This is a genomic window from Hymenobacter sp. UYP22, assembly GCF_040547285.1.
Classification (GTDB): Bacteria; Bacteroidota; Bacteroidia; order Cytophagales; family Hymenobacteraceae; genus Hymenobacter.
Window position 1 is genome coordinate 81,457 of the sequence record NZ_JBEPPK010000011.1, and the last position, 15,002, is coordinate 96,458.

Here is a 15,002-nt window from a genome sequence, read left to right on the forward strand (position 1 = left end):
TGCTCACTTCAGCAGCCTTAGCGGCCTGTGAATCTCACCCTACGGCTACTTCCGCGGCCACCGGTACAACTTCTTCCAACAGCACTATTCCCGCAGGCTCCCTCATGGCGCAGCCTGCTAGCTCAACTTACGCCGGTACATACGCCGTGCAGGATACAGCTGTCTGTTCACTTTCCATATCGGTAGCTCAGCTGGGCAACTACTACACGTATACTTGTCAAGGTATTCGGGGCCAGGTGGAGGTAACCAAGGATGAGGCCGAAACCTATTTTACCTTTATTGGTCTGAAAGGCCAGGAACCGGAAGAAGACATTTCCGCCAGCTGGCAGGACAGCGTCCTACTCATCCAGAACTACGGCAACTCCATGAACGAGTACACCCGTTTTGGAGACTGTGACGCGAAGTACCTGGAGCTGCACCGCCAGTAGTATATAACAAAACCGCCCCCGCAGCCGAGGCTACGGGGGCGGTTTTGCGTTGAAAAAGCGGCGGCTACTTGGCGTAGGCTACGGCGCGCATTTCCCGGATAACGGTGATTTTGATCTGGCCGGGGTACTGCATTTCCTTCTCGATTTTCTGGGAAATTTCGTAGCTCAACTCCTGGGCCCGCTCGTCGGTTACGTTCTCGGCGTCCACCATCACGCGTAGCTCACGGCCGGCCTGAATGGCGAAGCACTGATTCACACCTTTGAAGCCGTTGGCCGTTTCCTCCAGCTGCTTCAGGCGCTTGATGTAGCTTTCCATCATCTCGCGGCGGGCACCGGGGCGTGAACCTGAAATGGCGTCGCAGGCCTGCACCAAGGGCGAAATCATGGCCGTCATTTCCATCTCGTCGTGGTGGGCACCAATGGCGTTGACTACGTCGGGGTGCTCCTTATACTTTTTGGCCATTTCCATGCCCAAAATGGCGTGGGGCAGTTCGGGCTCCTCGGTGCTTACCTTGCCGATGTCGTGCAGGAGGCCGGCGCGCTTGGCGTGCTTCACGTTCAGGCCCAGCTCGGCGGCCATAGTGGCGCAGAGGTTGGCTACCTCACGGCTGTGCTGGAGCAAGTTCTGGCCGTACGACGAGCGGAAGCGCATACGGCCCACCATCTTAATCAGCTCGGGGTGCAGGCCGTGGATGCCCAGGTCGATGATGGTTTTTTCCCCGATTTCCACGATTTCCTCGTCGATGTTCTTCCGGGTTTTAGCCACAATTTCCTCGATGCGGGCCGGGTGGATGCGGCCGTCCTTCACCAGCAGGTGCAGGCTCAGGCGGGCCACCTCGCGGCGCACGGGGTCAAAACCCGAGATGATGATGGCCTCGGGCGTGTCGTCCACGATGATTTCAACGCCGGTAGCGGCTTCTAGGGCCCGGATGTTGCGGCCTTCCCGGCCGATAATCTTGCCCTTCACGTCGTCCGACTCGATGTTGAAAATGCTCACGCAGTTCTCAATGGCGTGCTCGGCGGCGGTGCGCTGAATGGTTTCCAGCACCACTTTCTTGGCATCCTTGGTGGCCGTGAGCTTGGCCTGGGCCACCACATCCTTAATGTAGGAGCTGGCCTGAATCTGGGCTTCGTTTTTGAGGCTTTCCACCAGCTGCTCACGGGCTTCGGCAGCCGTGAGGCCCGAAATGGTTTCGAGCTGGGTGGTTACCAGCTGGATTTTCTCGCTGAGGCTCTGGCGGGTTTCCTCCAGCTCCTGCTCTACTTCCTGCTCGCGCTGCTCCAGCTTGGCCAATTGGTTTTCGAGGGTCACGCGGCGCTTTTCTTCCTGGGCTTCCAGCTTCTCGCGCTGCTGCTGGGCCTGCAGCTCCACTTTTTCGCGGGTGGCGTCCAGCTCTTTTTCCTTGCGCTGAATGGTTTCCAGCTGCTTCTGGGTGGTGAGGCTGAGCTGCTTGATACTCTGCTCCTGCTCCACCACGGCGGCGCGGCGCTCAGTCAGTTCTTGGTCGAGGGCCTGTTTCTGGCGGCGGCTTTCCTGTTCGAATTCCTGCTTGAGGGTGCGGAATTTATCTTTCGACTGCTGAATCCGCTCGTCGCGGGTGCGGGTGGCCTGGGCTTCGGCCTCGGCCAGCAGCTGCTGGGCGCGGGCTTTAGCGTCGGCTTCGTGGTCCTGCCGGGCTTTTCCAGCCAGCAGGCGCCCCAGCACCACGCCTACCACAAGGGCAAGCACGGCCGCCAGGACAATATAAAGAGTTTCGGACATGAGCTATAAAGGGGGGTTAAAGGAAGAAAGAAACCCATAGCTCCGTAGAAACGCCAATGCCCGCGCAGGCAGCGGGGCCGGCTGCCCCGCCCTGCTCGGGCTGTTACTTCGCGCCACCACTAGCCGTGGCAGCTATACCAGCACCACGCCGCGCATTAGCTCGTCCAGGCGCGCAATGCGCTCGGTCAGAGCCGCATCGGTTCCGTCCTTTTCCTTGCTGACCTTGAGGCGGTCAGCCATTGTTGATAAGGCAATCATGGCCAGCAGGTCCTGCTTGTCCTGAATGCCGTACTGCTCCCGAAATTCCTTCAGCCGCTCGTTCAGCAGCCGGCCCGCGAGGCGCAGGCGCTCCTCGTCCTCGGGGCTTACCCGCATGGGGTAGTCCCGGTCGGCAACGCGGATTTTGATGGATAAATCGGACATCAGTAGCCAGTGGGCGGTGGGGTTGGTATGGTGGTGGTTACTCCCTCAAATAGGCAAGGCACTTATCTATTTCTCGGATGTATTCGTTGAGGCGAAGTTTCAGCTCGTTGACATTGGCCGGTTCCCCGGCTATGGTATTGACAAGTTTAGTGATATTCTCCTGATTCTGGAAATCCTTCAACTGCCGCTCCCGGTCGCGCACGTCGGCCTGGAGTTGCTGAATGGTGGTCTGCGAATCGGCCAACTCTTCGCGCAACTGCTGATAGGCAGCCACTAAGGTGGTCACCTGCCGCTCCAGGCGGTCGAGTTGCGCAAGCTGCTGGGTGGAGGCCATTTTTTGGTTTTTGGTTGGTGGTGAAGATACACAACCGAGTGTCATTCCGAGCGAAGCGAGGAATCTGGGGTTATTACTTAGACGATAACCCAGATTCCTCGCTTCGCTCGGAATGACAGAGGACTTACTACTTCCGAATCAAAGCCCCGGCTTGTTGCTCAAACTGCTGGATGAGGCGGTTCATTACTGAGTCGATGGCCTGGTCGGTGAGGGTTTGGGCGGGGTCCTGGAGCAGGAAGCTCACGGAGTAGGACTTCTTGCCCTGGCCCAGGTTGTCGCCTTCGTACACGTCGAACACGTTCACCTGCTGCAGGAGTTTCTTCTCGGTGCGGCGGGCAATCTGCTGGAGCTGGTCGAAGGTCACGGTTTTATCCACCACCAACGACAGGTCGCGGCGCACTTCCGGGAACTTGGGCAGCTCGCGGGCTACCAGCGCGTTCTTGTACTTGCGCATCAGCCAGTCCCAGTCCAGCTCGGCGTACCACACCGGCTGGCTCACGTCGAGGCGCTTCAGGATGGCCGTTGATACCGCACCCAGCTGAGCCACCGGCTGGTTCTGGGCCAGCAGCGTAAGGCCGCCGGCCAGGTACGGGTGCTGTACCGGCTGCGAGGTAGGCTGCGGGAAGCCCAGCGAGGCTAGCACCTGCTGCACTGCGCCGGCCAGCTGGTGGAAACTGCTCTTATCCGACTTCTGCTGCCAGGTTTCGGCGGCGGTGTTGCCGGTGAGGTAGATGACGAGCTTGTTGTACTCCTCGTACTGGCCGCCGGCCTTCTGGCGGTAGGCTTTGCCGAACTCGTAGAGTTTTAGGTCGCGCTGGCGGCGGTTCACGTTGTGGCGAATTACCTCCAGGCCACTGTGCAGCAGCGTGGGCCGCATCACGTTCAGCTCGGCGCTGTTAAAGTTGAGCAGGCGCACCAGCGTATCATCCTTCTCCTCTTCCTTCTCGAAGTACAGCGAGTTGGTGATGGAGTTGGTGATGATTTCCGAGAACCCCTGGCCGCTGAGCAGCCGCGCCGTGTTCTGGCGGATGATTTCGGGGTCGGGGTTGGGGAACTGGGCCAGGTACGTAGCCGAGTTGTGGGGGCGCAAAGCCACGTGGTTGTAGCCGTAGATGCGCAGGATTTCCTCAATTACGTCAGCCTCGCGGGTCACGTCTACCTTGTGCGGGGGCACCGACAATATCCAGGTAGTTGTTGGTTGTTGGTTGTTGGTTGTTGGTTGTTCGTCGATTAGTTCTTCCGAGATGAGGATGTCGAGGTCGGTGAGGATTTGACGGATGCGCTTGGGGGCAATGAACTGGCCCACCAGCTTCTCCACGCGGGGCAGGCGCAGGCGCACGGCTGTGTGGCCGATGTGGGTGGGGTACTCATCCACCACCGGGGCGGCCACGGTAGCGCCAGCCACTTCCTGCAGCAGCAGCGCCGCCCGCTTCAGCCCAATAAGGACCATGTTCGGGTCGGTGCCCCGCTCGAAGCGGAAGGAAGCGTCGGTTTTGAGTTGGTGAGTCTGGCCGGTTTTGCGCACCACGGCTGGCGCGAAATAGGCGCTTTCTAGGAATATGCGCGTAGTAGCCTCACTCACGCCCGAGGTTTTACCCCCGAACACCCCAGCCAGCGCCATTGGTGTACCGTTAGTATCGGCAATTACCAAATCTTCGGCGCGCAAGGTGCGCTCCGTGTCATCCAGGGTCGTAAACTTTTCCCCTTCCGCGGCCCGCTTCACGCGCACCTGGTTACCGGTAATCTGGTCGGCATCGAAAGCGTGCAAAGGCTGACCCAGCTCGTGTAGCACGAAGTTGGTCACGTCCACCACGTTGTTGATGGGCGAGAGGCCGATGCTGCGCAGGCGGCGCTGCAGCCACTCGGGCGAGGGACCTACCTGCACATTCTCCAGCAGCAGACCGGCATAGCGCGGGGCCGCGGCAGCATCTTCAAGGATTACGCTGATAGGCGTAACGGCCGCAGCGGGAGCATGGAACCCGCTGATGTCGGGCAGGTGGCAGGGCTGGCGCAGCAGGGCGCGCAGCTCCCGGGCCACGCCGTAGTGCGAGGCGGCATCGGCACGGTTCGGGGTCAGACCAATTTCGAATACCGAGTCGGAGCCCAGGCCGAAATACTCGGCGGCAGGCGTACCGTTGGGCAGGTCAGTATCAAGTACCATAATACCGGCGTGCGACTGGCCCAAGCCAATTTCATCCTCGGCGCAAATCATGCCCTCGGAGGCCAGGCCCCGGATTTTGGACTTCTTGATTTTGAACGGCTCGCCTTCGGAAGGATGCAGTACGGCCCCGTCGAGGGCCACTACCACGCGCTGGCCGGCGGCTACGTTGGGGGCGCCGCACACAATCTGGCGGATGGTGCCGTCGCCCACGTCCACGGTGGTCACGCTGAGCTTGTCGGCGTCGGGGTGTTTTTCGCGGGTAAGCACGGTGCCCAGCACTACGCCGCGCAGGCCGCCGGGCACGCTTTCCAGCTCCTCAATGCCTTCTACTTCCAGCCCGGAGCCGGTCAGCAGCTTGCCAATTTCCTCGGCGGGTTTATCAGTAGGAATGAGCGTGCGGAGCCAGTCGAGGGATATTTTCATTGGTTGGGAGTTGCGGGTTGTCCGTTATCAGTTGCTTGTTGTTCGTTGACAGAATTGTACTGACAACGAGCAACGAGCAACTGACAACCGCTGACAAAGGTACGGATTAGGGTGGGCGGTGGAAAACGAACCCACGCAGGTAGTTTCGGTATATATTTCGGTACAACAACCGGTAGTATCTGTATGTCGAACCGCCCTGCTATTTCGAAGGAGGCCATTGTGCTGCGCGGCCCGCTGGTTACTGGCTTCACAGACGAGGAGTTTTTCCAGTTCTGCCAGGACAACCGGGACCTGCGCGTGGAGCGCCCCTCCGACCACGAGATTATCTTTAGGTCGCCCGCCGGTTTCCTCTCCAGCTCGGCCAGTGCCGAAGTCGTTTTTCAGCTTAAACTCTGGAATAAGCAGTATCAGTTGGGCCGCGTGGGCGAGTCCTCGGCAGCGTACGTGTTGCCCGACAATGCTACACTCTCCCCCGATGCGTCTTGGTTCAGCCAGGCCAGCTGGGCCCGCGTACCGCAAGAGCTGCGTAACAAGTTTCTGCCCATCTGCCCCGAGTTTGTGGTAGAGGTAAAATCTCCATCCGACCGGATTTCCACCTTGCAGGCCAAGATGGAGCAGTGGCTCAGCAACGGCGCGCAACTCGGCTTTCTGCTGGATGTGGAAACCGAAACGGCCTGGGTGTACCGCCCCGGCCAACCAGCCGAGAAACTGCACGGCTACGACCAGGAACTGGATGCCGCTCCCGTTTTGTCTGGTTTCCGGCTGGATTTACGGCCACTGCGGGAGGAGTAAGAACTGTTATTCCGAGCAAGGCGAGGAATCTGGGTTAATCCAATAGATGCTGGGTCCAGATTCCTCGCCTCTGCTTGATGCGCAGAATGACAGCCGTTTTTTGGAATGCCGCTACTTGTAGGCCTTCTCCCCGGCTTTGATTTCCACGGTTAGGCGGTTGTCGGCGGGGGGCACGGGGCAGGCGAAACCGTCGGCGTAGGCGCAGTAGGGGTTGTAGGCCTCGTTGAAATCCAGCACTACTTCGGTGTCATCGGCGGCGGGCAGGGGCGCGTCGAGGTAGCGGCCCCCGCCATAGGTAGCGAAGCCGTTGGTACGGTCGGTGAAGGGAATGAACAGGGTGGTGTCCTTGCCGTCGGCCTTCAGGAACAGCGTCAGCTTATATTCCTGCTTGTTCAGAATGAAGCTGGCCCGGCCCCAGCGCAGGTATTTATCGGCCTTGCCATCGGTGAGGGGCATTTCTACCGTGTCGCGCTTGGTAAACGACTCCAGTTGGGCTTCGAAGCGGTAGTCCAGATCCGGCACGTAGTATTTTAGGCTGTCAAATGTTTGGCGCTGCTCCGAGCTCAGGGGTGAGTCTTCGGCCCGGCGGAAGCCCGTATTTTTGGCTTCGCGGGCTTTGCGCAGGCGGGCGGCGTACTGGTCGTCGTTGAAGAGAATATCCTTGGCGAAATACCCGAACACCAGCAGCAGGCCGAGGGCAATGAACAGTTTAGGATTGAGGCGCACAGAGAAAAAAAGTAAAAAGTCAAAAGAGAAAAAGTCAAAGCCCGTCAACACCGCTTCTTCCCCGAATTTCTCCCGCAAAGATTGCCACAACTCCGGCTATATGCAGCAGGCAAGCCCGACGGACGTCCTCGCACTTTGACTTTTTACTTTTTCTCTTTGACTTTTTTTCACAGCATCCCCTCATCAGCGAAGCTGTAGTAGCCGTTGTCGGTGTAGATGAGGTGGTCCAGAATGGGTAAGTCGAGGAACTGGCCAGCTTCCTTGAGCTTGCGGGTAAGGGCAATATCGGCGGCCGAGGGGGTTTTATTACCGCTAGGGTGGTTGTGCACCAGAATCACGCTGCTGGCCAGCTGCTCCAGGGCTTCCTTGAAAATGAGCTTGGGGTCGGCGACGGTGCCGGCCACCCCGCCCCGACTAATACTGACGGTGCGCATGACCACGTTGGCCCGGTTCAGTAGCACCACCCAAAACTCCTCGTGGGGCAAATCCTGGAGGTGGGGCCGCACCACGCGGTAAATGTCGCGGGAGCAGGTGATGGTGGCGCGGGCGGGGGCATCGGCTTCCTTGCGCCGCCGCCCCAGCTCCAAAGCCGCCATAATGGTAATGGCCTTGGCCTCGCCTATGCCTTTCTGGCGCATCAATTCTTTTAGGGAGAAGCGGGCCAGGGCGTTGAGGTCGTTTTGGGCGGCGCTGAGCACCAACTTGGCCACATCTACGGCCGAGAGCTTGGCGGTGCCCGAGCCCAGCAGAATGGCCAGCAGCTCGGCATCCGACAACGCCGCCCGCCCTTTCTGCATCAGCTTTTCGCGGGGCCGGTCTTCTTCGGCCCAGCTTTTGATGCCGAAAGCCGGCGGATTAGGGTATGGCTGAATTGCCCCCGCGGAGGTGGGCTGCGGCATATTTTCCGTCAGATTGTCAAACTCTTGCATAGGGCACCGTTGTTGTATTGCCCGGAATTTAAAGCAAAAACCCCGCAACCCCGTTTCTACCTGTAGCAATCCGAAACCGGCCGCACGTTGGCCGGCGGATTTGTTGATTTCTGTATGCGCAATCCGTCATTTCTCGTCTTCTTTTTCGCCCTGGTTGCCGCCGCCGAGTGGTATGGCTACCAGGCTTTCCGCACCGCTTTTTCATCCGCTGAGTCTGGGAGCCGCCGCCTAACGGCAATTCTGTACTGGGGCATTTCGGCGTTGGTCTGGGCCCTTGGCATCTGGGCCATGCGCAACCGCCAGGAGCACCCATCTTTCAAGTCCTATCTGGGCGGGGTGTTGCTGGCCGTGTTGGCCGCCAAAATTGTTGTTCTGATTCCGCTACTGCTGGAGGACCTCACGCGCCTGGGCCGCTGGGCTCTGCAACTGGGCAACCGGCCCGCTGGTAACACCGGCACCAACATTTCGCGCAGTGAGTTTCTGAGCAAGGCCGCGCTGGTGCTGGGGGCCGTGCCGTTCGTATCCCTCTTGTGGGGCATGGCCAAGGGCGGCACCGACTACACCGTGCGCCGCGTAACGCTACGCTTTCCCAATCTGCCGGCCTCGTTTGATGGGTTCAAGCTCCTGCAGATTTCCGATCTGCACACGGGCTCCTTCCATTCTAAAGAACCCTTGCAACGGGCAGTCAAGATTATCAACGAGCAGCAGGCCGACCAGATTTTCATGACCGGCGACCTGGTAAATAACTACGCCACCGAGGTAGAGGAGCACATTGATACGCTGGCGGGCATCCAGTCGAAGCTGCCTATTTACTCCATCCTCGGCAACCACGATTACGCCGATTATGTACCGGAGTACAAGGAAGACCGGGCTGCCTGGCACGCCAACTTAGCCCGTATTAAGCAGAACCACGCTAAAATTGGCTGGAATCTGCTGCTGGACGAGGCCCGCACGGTGGAGCGCAACGGCGAGAAAATTGCCATTCTGGGCGTGCAGAACTGGGGGGCTCGGGGCTTTGCCCAGTATGGCAACCTGGCTAAGGCCCACGCTGCCGCCGATACCAATGCCCCGTTCAAAATCCTGCTCAGTCACGACCCCTCGCACTGGGACGGGCAGGTGCACCAGTACGAAGACATTGACCTTATGCTGGCGGGCCACACCCACGGCATGCAATTCGGCGTGAACCTGTCGTTCTTGAAGTGGAGCCCGGTACAGTACGCCTACAAGCAGTGGGCGGGCCTGTACCAGCGCGGCAAACAGTATTTGTACGTGAATGCCGGGCTGGGCTTTATTGGCTACCACGGCCGGGTGGGTTTCCTGCCCGAAATTACCGTGTTTGAGCTACGGCGCGGTTAATTCCCTGATTTCGCTGCTACTACTGACAACCACTGCGGAGGCCCGCAGTGGTTTTTTGTTTGCCTGGGGGTAACCGGTTGAGCTTGCACTTCGTATAGGTGGCATTAGATTTTTCCCACTCTCTTCTCTCCTCACAATTTCTCTCAAGCCATGAAAAAGACCCTGTTAATTCTCTCAGCTGCGGCTGCCTTTATGACGGCCTCGTGCTCGGAAAATAAAACCGCCGAAACCACCACTTCGGCCGACGGCACCACCACCACAACTACCACGACCACTACGCAAACGGCCTATACGCCCGAAGCCATTGAGCGCCGCGCCGACCGTATTGCGGCGGATATGGCTGCCAAGATGAAGTTCGATGACGCTACCCGTACCAAAATCCGGACGGTGTACGTGACGCGCGGCCAGCGCATTGCCGAGCTGCAAAACAAGTATGCCACCGATACTATGGGCATGTCCGCGGCTATGCGGGGCGTGTACACGGATGCCGACACGGAGATGAAAACCATCTTTACTGACCCCACGCAGTATTCGGCCTACGAGTCGAGCCGCATGGACTACATGGACGACCGTTACATGGAGGATGATTCCAACATGGCAACTTCCGACATGAGCAGCACCGATGCTTCCGCTTCCTCCGCTGACATGGGTGATGGTTCGAAAATGAAAGTAAAGGCCGACGGCGACGTGAAAATCAAAGACGCTGAAGGTAACAAGATGAAGATGGATGGTGACGATGGCGCCGTAAAAATGAAGCCCGAGGAAGGCGACAAATCCGTTATCAAGTAACCAGACTTGCCGGCCGGGCCTGGTTCGGCCGCGAATTTGCTTACTGCTCAAGAGCCCGCACCTGCAACGGTGCGGGCTCTTTTTGTCTCCTTCCCACGTTGCTGCGTCGATAATGGCCGGGGCCTGATCGGTTTTATTGGCTTTCTCCGGTCGTGGTGCGTTAGTTTACTGTCTAATGAGGAGTTTTCGTTTGTCTTTAGGGTTGTTGCGCGCCGGGTGGCTGTTGGGGCTGCTGTTGCTGGCCGGGGCTGCCGCCGCCCAAATCAAGGTAACCGGCAGCGTGTCGGATGCCAGTACCCGCCGGGGCATTCCGGGGGCTTCCGTAATTGTGCAGCGCACCCGCCTGGGCACCACTGCCACTGCCGAGGGTGACTTCAATATCACGGCCAACAACACCGATACGCTCATTTTCCGGGCCGTGGGCTTCAAAGCGCAACGACTGCCGCTGGGCGGCACCGGCCTTTCCCAGCTCATCGTGCACATCAAGCTGGTACAGGATACCGTGCAACTGGGGGAGGTGCGCGTAACCGAAGGCCGCCCCGACCGCGCCACCATTAACCGGGCACTGCGCAACATCAAGCGGCCCAGCACTGCGCCCACCAGCGCCGTAAAGCGCCCGCCCGCGCCCAAGCCCCTATTCCCCGTCGATTCGGCCGCGCCCAAGGCCCCAGTGCCCACGCTGGCCAGCCCGGTGAGTTTGCTGTATGAGCAATTTTCCCGGGAAGGCAAGCAGCGCCGCAAAATGGAGGAAATCAACCAGCAGGAAGCCGCCGCCAAAGCTGCCGAGCTAGACCGCCAGAACCGCCGCCGTTACAACAAGAACTTCAAGGACAACCGCGGCTACGAGGTGGAATAGCGGTGAGATTGTGAAGTGGTGAATTTGTGAAATGATCGGGTAGAAACGGCCCACGTTCTGCTTATCGCTTTGTCACTTCACAAATTCACCACTTCACAATTTCACCTTTCCCGTATAGCTGGGGTATGAAGATTGGATATCCTTGCGTGAATGAGTCCTTGGACTGCACCACTACCAGTACTTTCCGGCTGGCCTCGTACTCCGATGAGCGGGTAGAGCTGGCCGTGAGCAATAACCTGCGCTGTCTGCTGCGCATTCTGCAGTGGAATGTAGAGCGGCACTTCCTGTTTTTTCGCGTTGGCTCGGGCGTGGTACCGTTTGGCTCCCACCCCGTTAATACCTACCCCTGGCAAACACGTTTTGCGGCGGAGTTTCGGGAAGTGGGTGACTTCGTGAAAGCTCACGACATGCGCATCTCCTTCCACCCCGACCAGTTTGTGGTTCTGAACTCCCACAACGAGGACATTGTGGAGCGCAGCATTCAGGAATTGGTGTACCAGGGCTCTATGCTCGATTTAATGGGCCTCGACAGCACCCACAAGCTCCAGATTCATGTGGGCGGCCTTTATGGCGACCGGGAGCTGGCTATTGCGCGCTTTATTGCTACGTATGAGCGGCTACCAAAAGCAGTGCGGGCCCGGCTGGTTATCGAAAACGACGACCGGCTATTTAGTCTGCAGGATTGTTTGCGGGTGCACCGGGCCGTAGGTATTCCTATTCTGTTCGACAATTTCCACCACGAGTGCCTCAACCACGGGGAGCCCATGGCAGAAGCCCTGCGCCTGGCCGCCGCCACTTGGCACCCCACCCACGACGGCGTGATGATGATGGACTACAGCTCGCAGGCGCACGGTGAGCGGAAGGGCAAGCATACCGCCAGCATAGAGGAAGACCTGTTTCGGGCCTTTGTGCAGGAACTAGGCGACTTGGACGTAGACATCATGCTGGAAATTAAGGATAAAGAAGCCAGCGCCGGCCGGGCCTGCAGCATCCTGCGCGACGTGGGCCGTTTGGCCGCCTCGTTGCCCGCGGCCCAGTAGGTTTAACCCCTCAGGTGCCGTGGCCGTACAGCCTTCTGACAAGTGGCATAGCTTGTTTTCACTTACTTCTCCCTTTTCCGATGCTGTTTTCTGATCTGCTCAACGCCACTACCCACTCCCTCAGCAACGGCCTGACGGGCATTCCTATCAGCGCCGCCATGGATAACACCGAAACCTGGCAGCAGCACCTGCTGCAGAGTGGAGAACCTGCTCTGCAGGATATCGGCCGCGAATTGGGTAACCTACAGTCCTTGCTCAGCAGTGGGGTAGCCGGCCTCGACGGGCAAGCTATTGGCCGCTCATTAAGCATGCTCGGTGCCCAAACCGCCGAAGTGGTGCGTAGCGCCCCTGAGGAGGTACGTAGCGGCCTTTCCAGCTTGTCGGACTTATTACTGAAAGCCGGTGGACAACTAGAACAAGCCCGCTAACCGCCTTAAACAAGCAGCGCCGCCCTACACTACGTAGGGCGGCGCTGTTACGTGTAAGCTACTTGGTTGACTACGGACGAATAGTGCCGGCCGGGGTGGTAGTGCCAGCTGGTGTAGTGTTCATTGGAGCAGTGGAAGTACCCGTCCGGACGCGGCGGCCGTTGGTGTTGGTGCGGCCGGGAGCTGTAGTAGGAGCCGTGGTGGGTAACGAGGTGCGGCGGGCATCACCGGGGTTTATTACCGGCGACGTGGTGGCAGGGCGCTGGTCAATGGTACCGGGTACGGTTTGCGTAGGATTGGACATCGTGGGCGTCCGTTGGTCGAGCGTACCCGGGTTGGTAGCAGGGTTAGCGGGGTTCACCGGCGACACGGTGGTCTGGTTCATGCTACCGGCGCGCTGGGGGGCGGTGGGCGAAATTTGGGCGGAAGCAGCTGTGGCAGCCAGCAGCAGGCCAGCAGTTACAAACAAGGTATTTTTCATGGCGTGAGTGCGTTAAGAAGAAAATGCGGTGGCTGCCTGTGAGCCACCTTGCCTTGATTATACGCTCAGCCTCAACTCACTGCCGGAAAGCCCATAATCTTGTTCGCCCTTGGCCTATATAGCTGACTGTAGCGCAAGCCTTTATCCGGCTACGGGCAGCGTGAAGCGAAAGGTGCTGCCGCTGCCCAGCTCACTTTCTACCCACAGCTGCCCGCCTTGGCTCCCAATAAACTCCCGGGCAATGCTCAGGCCCAGACCCGAGCCTCCTTTATAACCCGTTTTGTCGGGAATCTGAACAAAGCGTTGGAAGATTTTTTCCTGATACTGGGGCGCAATACCGGGCCCGTGGTCCTGCACGCTCACCTGAACCTGCTGCCCCCCGCCCGCTAGTTCAGCCCGAATATGCAGTTGTGCCTGCTCCGGGGAGTAGCGGATGCCATTGGCCAGCAAGTTCAGCAGCACCCAGGTGGTTTTTTCCAGGTCGGCACGCACGGCAGGCAGGGTTGAGGGCAGCTCGATATCAAGGGTGAGCTGCCTGGGCTGAAGCTGGAGTTGGATAGTGTCGGCGGCAAACTGCACAATGTCGCGCACTTGGGTGGGCTGAAAGTTGAGCTGGATATTGCCCGATTCCAGCCGCGACACATCAATCAGCTCGCCCACCAGTTTCAGCAGCCGCTGGTTTTCCTGTTTGATGGTGGCCAGAATCCGCTGCTGCTCCTCGTTCACAGAACCCACTTTACCGTTTTGCAGCAGCTTCAGGCTGAAGTTGATACTGGACAGCGGCGTCTTCAGCTCGTGCGACACCGTAGCCAGAAAGTTCGACTTGGCCTGGTCCAGCTTCTTGAACTCCGACACGTTGTGCAGGGTGAGAATGGAGCCCACGAACTCCATCTTATCCAGCGCCTCATTGAAGCTGATAACGTCGTTTATGGCCACGCGATAGTATACCTCCTCGCCGTTGCGGGCCAGGGTGAGCACCGGGGCGGCCTCCTGGGGGCGGTGGGCCGCGGGCGTATCGAGGTGGCGCAGCAACTCCCGGAACAGGTCGTTTTGCTGGGCCACTTCGTCGGCGGAGCGGCCCAGGAGTTGGGCGGCAGGCTGGCCCAGCAGCTCGGCGGCCACGGGGTTCACCAGCAGCACGCGGCGGTTTTCGTCTACCAGCAGCAGGCCCTCATCCAGGTTATTCACGATGCTGGCGGCGCGGTTGCGCTCGGCCATCAACTGGGCCAGCGTGGAGGTGCGGTAGTCCTGCAGCTGCACCAGCATGCGGTTGAAAGCCCGCGCCACGGTACCAAACTCGTCGTGGCTTTCCACCGGAATGGAGGCCGAGTAATCCTGGTTGGTAGCGTTTTCGATGCTGGCCGTGAGCTTGCGCAGGCCGCCTACGGCCGCCTCGGGCACGCTCAGCACAAATAGTAGGGAGGTAAGCAGCGCGAAGGTGACCAGGGCCAGCACGTAGCGTTGCTGCCGAGTAGCGGTGCGGTTGGCTGCTTCGTTTTTGCGGGTGAGGGCCTGGGTATTCAAGTCAATCATGCGGTAGGTGAGCCCGCGCAGCTCCCGCATGTTCGCCTGCCAGATTTGCGGCGAAGTGGTATCGGAAGCCAGGTACCGGTTCAGCCCGCCTACGCTATCAAATAAAGAGTCAACTACCTGCTGCTCACCGGGCTCCGTGATATTACCCGCCTCCCGCGTCAATAGCTGCTCGAAGCGTTTCTTGGCATCCTCGTTCAAAGGAGCTTCGCGCACCTGTAGTTGGTCGAGGGCGCGCAGCATATGCTGGCCCAGCTCCACGGAGTAAAAGTTATCCTGCAGCACGTTGCGGGCTGTGCGGTCGAGGCGGTTGAGCGAGAACAGGGTAAACGCACTCACCCCCAGCAGCAGCAGCAGCATGGTGACGAAAGCCAGGGTAATTTTGGTTTTGAGGTTCATGGGCAGTAGCGCGAAGCTCCGCTTCGCGTATCGTTGAACAAGTGGCGGCGGGCAGCCGGGGTAGTAGCGCGAACTTTACAGTTCGCGCCCCCGCGCCTTTTGGATATGTATCGTTCAGGAACGCGAACTACGAAGTTCGCGCTAC

General features: G+C 59.1%; 15 protein-coding genes. 7 read left to right on the forward strand and 8 right to left on the reverse strand.

Translation table 11 applies throughout. The annotated features are described in order from the left end of the window. The first annotated feature begins 104 nt into the window (after positions 1-104). The gene (locus ABIB60_RS16300) at positions 105-428 is read left to right on the forward strand and encodes a hypothetical protein (protein WP_354581358.1); all 324 of its coding nucleotides are present in this window, start codon (positions 105-107) and stop codon (positions 426-428) included. Between the two features lie 64 nt (positions 429-492). On the opposite strand, the gene rny is transcribed toward ABIB60_RS16300, so the two are convergent. The 4 genes from rny to pheT form a co-directional block, all read right to left on the reverse strand. Next, positions 493-2,190, reverse strand: a complete 1,698-nt coding sequence (gene rny / locus ABIB60_RS16305) for a ribonuclease Y (protein ID WP_354581359.1) — start codon at positions 2,188-2,190, stop codon at positions 493-495. Between the two features lie 132 nt (positions 2,191-2,322). Further along, a complete protein-coding gene (locus tag ABIB60_RS16310) occupies positions 2,323-2,613 on the reverse strand; it encodes a cell division protein ZapA (RefSeq protein ID WP_315998006.1) in 291 nt (96 codons plus the stop codon). 37 nt (positions 2,614-2,650) lie between these two features. After that, on the reverse strand, positions 2,651-2,947 hold the full coding sequence (locus tag ABIB60_RS16315; protein ID WP_125420402.1) for a hypothetical protein: 297 nt from the start codon (positions 2,945-2,947) through the stop codon (positions 2,651-2,653). Positions 2,948-3,074: 127 nt separating this feature from the next. Further along, complete coding sequence (gene pheT, locus ABIB60_RS16320) at positions 3,075-5,531, reverse strand: phenylalanine--tRNA ligase subunit beta (protein ID WP_354581361.1); 2,457 nt, start codon at positions 5,529-5,531, stop codon at positions 3,075-3,077. A 183-nt stretch (positions 5,532-5,714) separates the two neighbouring features. Between pheT and ABIB60_RS16325 the strand changes: the two genes are divergently transcribed. Continuing rightward, a complete protein-coding gene (locus tag ABIB60_RS16325) occupies positions 5,715-6,323 on the forward strand; it encodes a Uma2 family endonuclease (RefSeq protein WP_354581362.1) in 609 nt (202 codons plus the stop codon). A gap of 111 nt (positions 6,324-6,434) precedes the next feature. Here ABIB60_RS16325 and ABIB60_RS16330 read toward each other — a convergent pair whose 3' ends face one another. Together ABIB60_RS16330 and radC are read right to left on the reverse strand one after the other, a co-directional pair. Further along, entirely contained in the window at positions 6,435-7,049 is a 615-nt protein-coding gene (locus tag ABIB60_RS16330; RefSeq protein WP_354581363.1) for a DUF1684 domain-containing protein, read from the reverse strand. Positions 7,050-7,216: 167 nt separating this feature from the next. Beyond that, positions 7,217-7,948 (reverse strand): RadC family protein, encoded by a 732-nt coding sequence (gene radC, locus ABIB60_RS16335; protein WP_354581364.1) that lies wholly within the window; start codon positions 7,946-7,948, stop codon positions 7,217-7,219. Positions 7,949-8,092: 144 nt separating this feature from the next. On the opposite strand from radC, the gene ABIB60_RS16340 reads away from it, so the two are divergent. From ABIB60_RS16340 to ABIB60_RS16360, 5 genes are all read left to right on the forward strand, one after another. Beyond that, positions 8,093-9,334, forward strand: a complete 1,242-nt coding sequence (locus ABIB60_RS16340; protein ID WP_354581365.1) for a metallophosphoesterase — start codon at positions 8,093-8,095, stop codon at positions 9,332-9,334. A 150-nt stretch (positions 9,335-9,484) separates the two neighbouring features. Then, positions 9,485-10,123, forward strand: coding sequence for a hypothetical protein (locus ABIB60_RS16345; protein ID WP_354581366.1), 639 nt, complete (start codon positions 9,485-9,487; stop codon positions 10,121-10,123). Between the two features lie 175 nt (positions 10,124-10,298). Continuing rightward, positions 10,299-10,979, forward strand: a complete 681-nt coding sequence (locus ABIB60_RS16350; RefSeq protein ID WP_354581367.1) for a carboxypeptidase-like regulatory domain-containing protein — start codon at positions 10,299-10,301, stop codon at positions 10,977-10,979. 125 nt (positions 10,980-11,104) lie between these two features. Beyond that, entirely contained in the window at positions 11,105-12,019 is a 915-nt protein-coding gene (gene uvsE, locus ABIB60_RS16355) for a UV DNA damage repair endonuclease UvsE (RefSeq protein ID WP_354581368.1), read from the forward strand. A gap of 80 nt (positions 12,020-12,099) precedes the next feature. Then, positions 12,100-12,447 (forward strand): hypothetical protein, encoded by a 348-nt coding sequence (locus ABIB60_RS16360; protein ID WP_354581370.1) that lies wholly within the window; start codon positions 12,100-12,102, stop codon positions 12,445-12,447. A gap of 70 nt (positions 12,448-12,517) precedes the next feature. Here ABIB60_RS16360 and ABIB60_RS16365 read toward each other — a convergent pair whose 3' ends face one another. Together ABIB60_RS16365 and ABIB60_RS16370 are read right to left on the reverse strand one after the other, a co-directional pair. Then, a complete protein-coding gene (locus ABIB60_RS16365; protein WP_315998015.1) occupies positions 12,518-12,928 on the reverse strand; it encodes a hypothetical protein in 411 nt (136 codons plus the stop codon). Between the two features lie 141 nt (positions 12,929-13,069). After that, positions 13,070-14,857 carry a HAMP domain-containing sensor histidine kinase gene (locus ABIB60_RS16370; RefSeq protein ID WP_354581371.1) on the reverse strand — a complete coding sequence of 596 codons (1,788 nt, stop codon included), beginning with the start codon at positions 14,855-14,857 and terminating at the stop codon, positions 13,070-13,072. Positions 14,858-15,002 lie beyond the last annotated feature (145 nt).

Bases quoted from the DNA above. Each gene is read 5' to 3' on its own strand.
- ABIB60_RS16300 (WP_354581358.1), top strand. From the start codon at position 105: ATGGCGCAGCCTGCTAGCTCAACTTACGCCGGTACATACGCCGTGCAG.
- rny (WP_354581359.1), bottom strand. From the start codon at position 2,190: ATGTCCGAAACTCTTTATATTGTCCTGGCGGCCGTGCTTGCCCTTGTG.
- ABIB60_RS16310 (WP_315998006.1), bottom strand. From the start codon at position 2,613: ATGTCCGATTTATCCATCAAAATCCGCGTTGCCGACCGGGACTACCCC.
- ABIB60_RS16315 (WP_125420402.1), bottom strand. From the start codon at position 2,947: ATGGCCTCCACCCAGCAGCTTGCGCAACTCGACCGCCTGGAGCGGCAG.
- pheT (WP_354581361.1), bottom strand. From the start codon at position 5,531: ATGAAAATATCCCTCGACTGGCTCCGCACGCTCATTCCTACTGATAAA.
- ABIB60_RS16325 (WP_354581362.1), top strand. From the start codon at position 5,715: ATGTCGAACCGCCCTGCTATTTCGAAGGAGGCCATTGTGCTGCGCGGC.
- radC (WP_354581364.1), bottom strand. From the start codon at position 7,948: ATGCCGCAGCCCACCTCCGCGGGGGCAATTCAGCCATACCCTAATCCG.
- ABIB60_RS16340 (WP_354581365.1), top strand. From the start codon at position 8,093: ATGCGCAATCCGTCATTTCTCGTCTTCTTTTTCGCCCTGGTTGCCGCC.
- ABIB60_RS16345 (WP_354581366.1), top strand. From the start codon at position 9,485: ATGAAAAAGACCCTGTTAATTCTCTCAGCTGCGGCTGCCTTTATGACG.
- ABIB60_RS16350 (WP_354581367.1), top strand. From the start codon at position 10,299: ATGAGGAGTTTTCGTTTGTCTTTAGGGTTGTTGCGCGCCGGGTGGCTG.
- uvsE (WP_354581368.1), top strand. From the start codon at position 11,105: ATGAAGATTGGATATCCTTGCGTGAATGAGTCCTTGGACTGCACCACT.
- ABIB60_RS16360 (WP_354581370.1), top strand. From the start codon at position 12,100: ATGCTGTTTTCTGATCTGCTCAACGCCACTACCCACTCCCTCAGCAAC.
- ABIB60_RS16365 (WP_315998015.1), bottom strand. From the start codon at position 12,928: ATGAAAAATACCTTGTTTGTAACTGCTGGCCTGCTGCTGGCTGCCACA.
- ABIB60_RS16370 (WP_354581371.1), bottom strand. From the start codon at position 14,857: ATGAACCTCAAAACCAAAATTACCCTGGCTTTCGTCACCATGCTGCTG.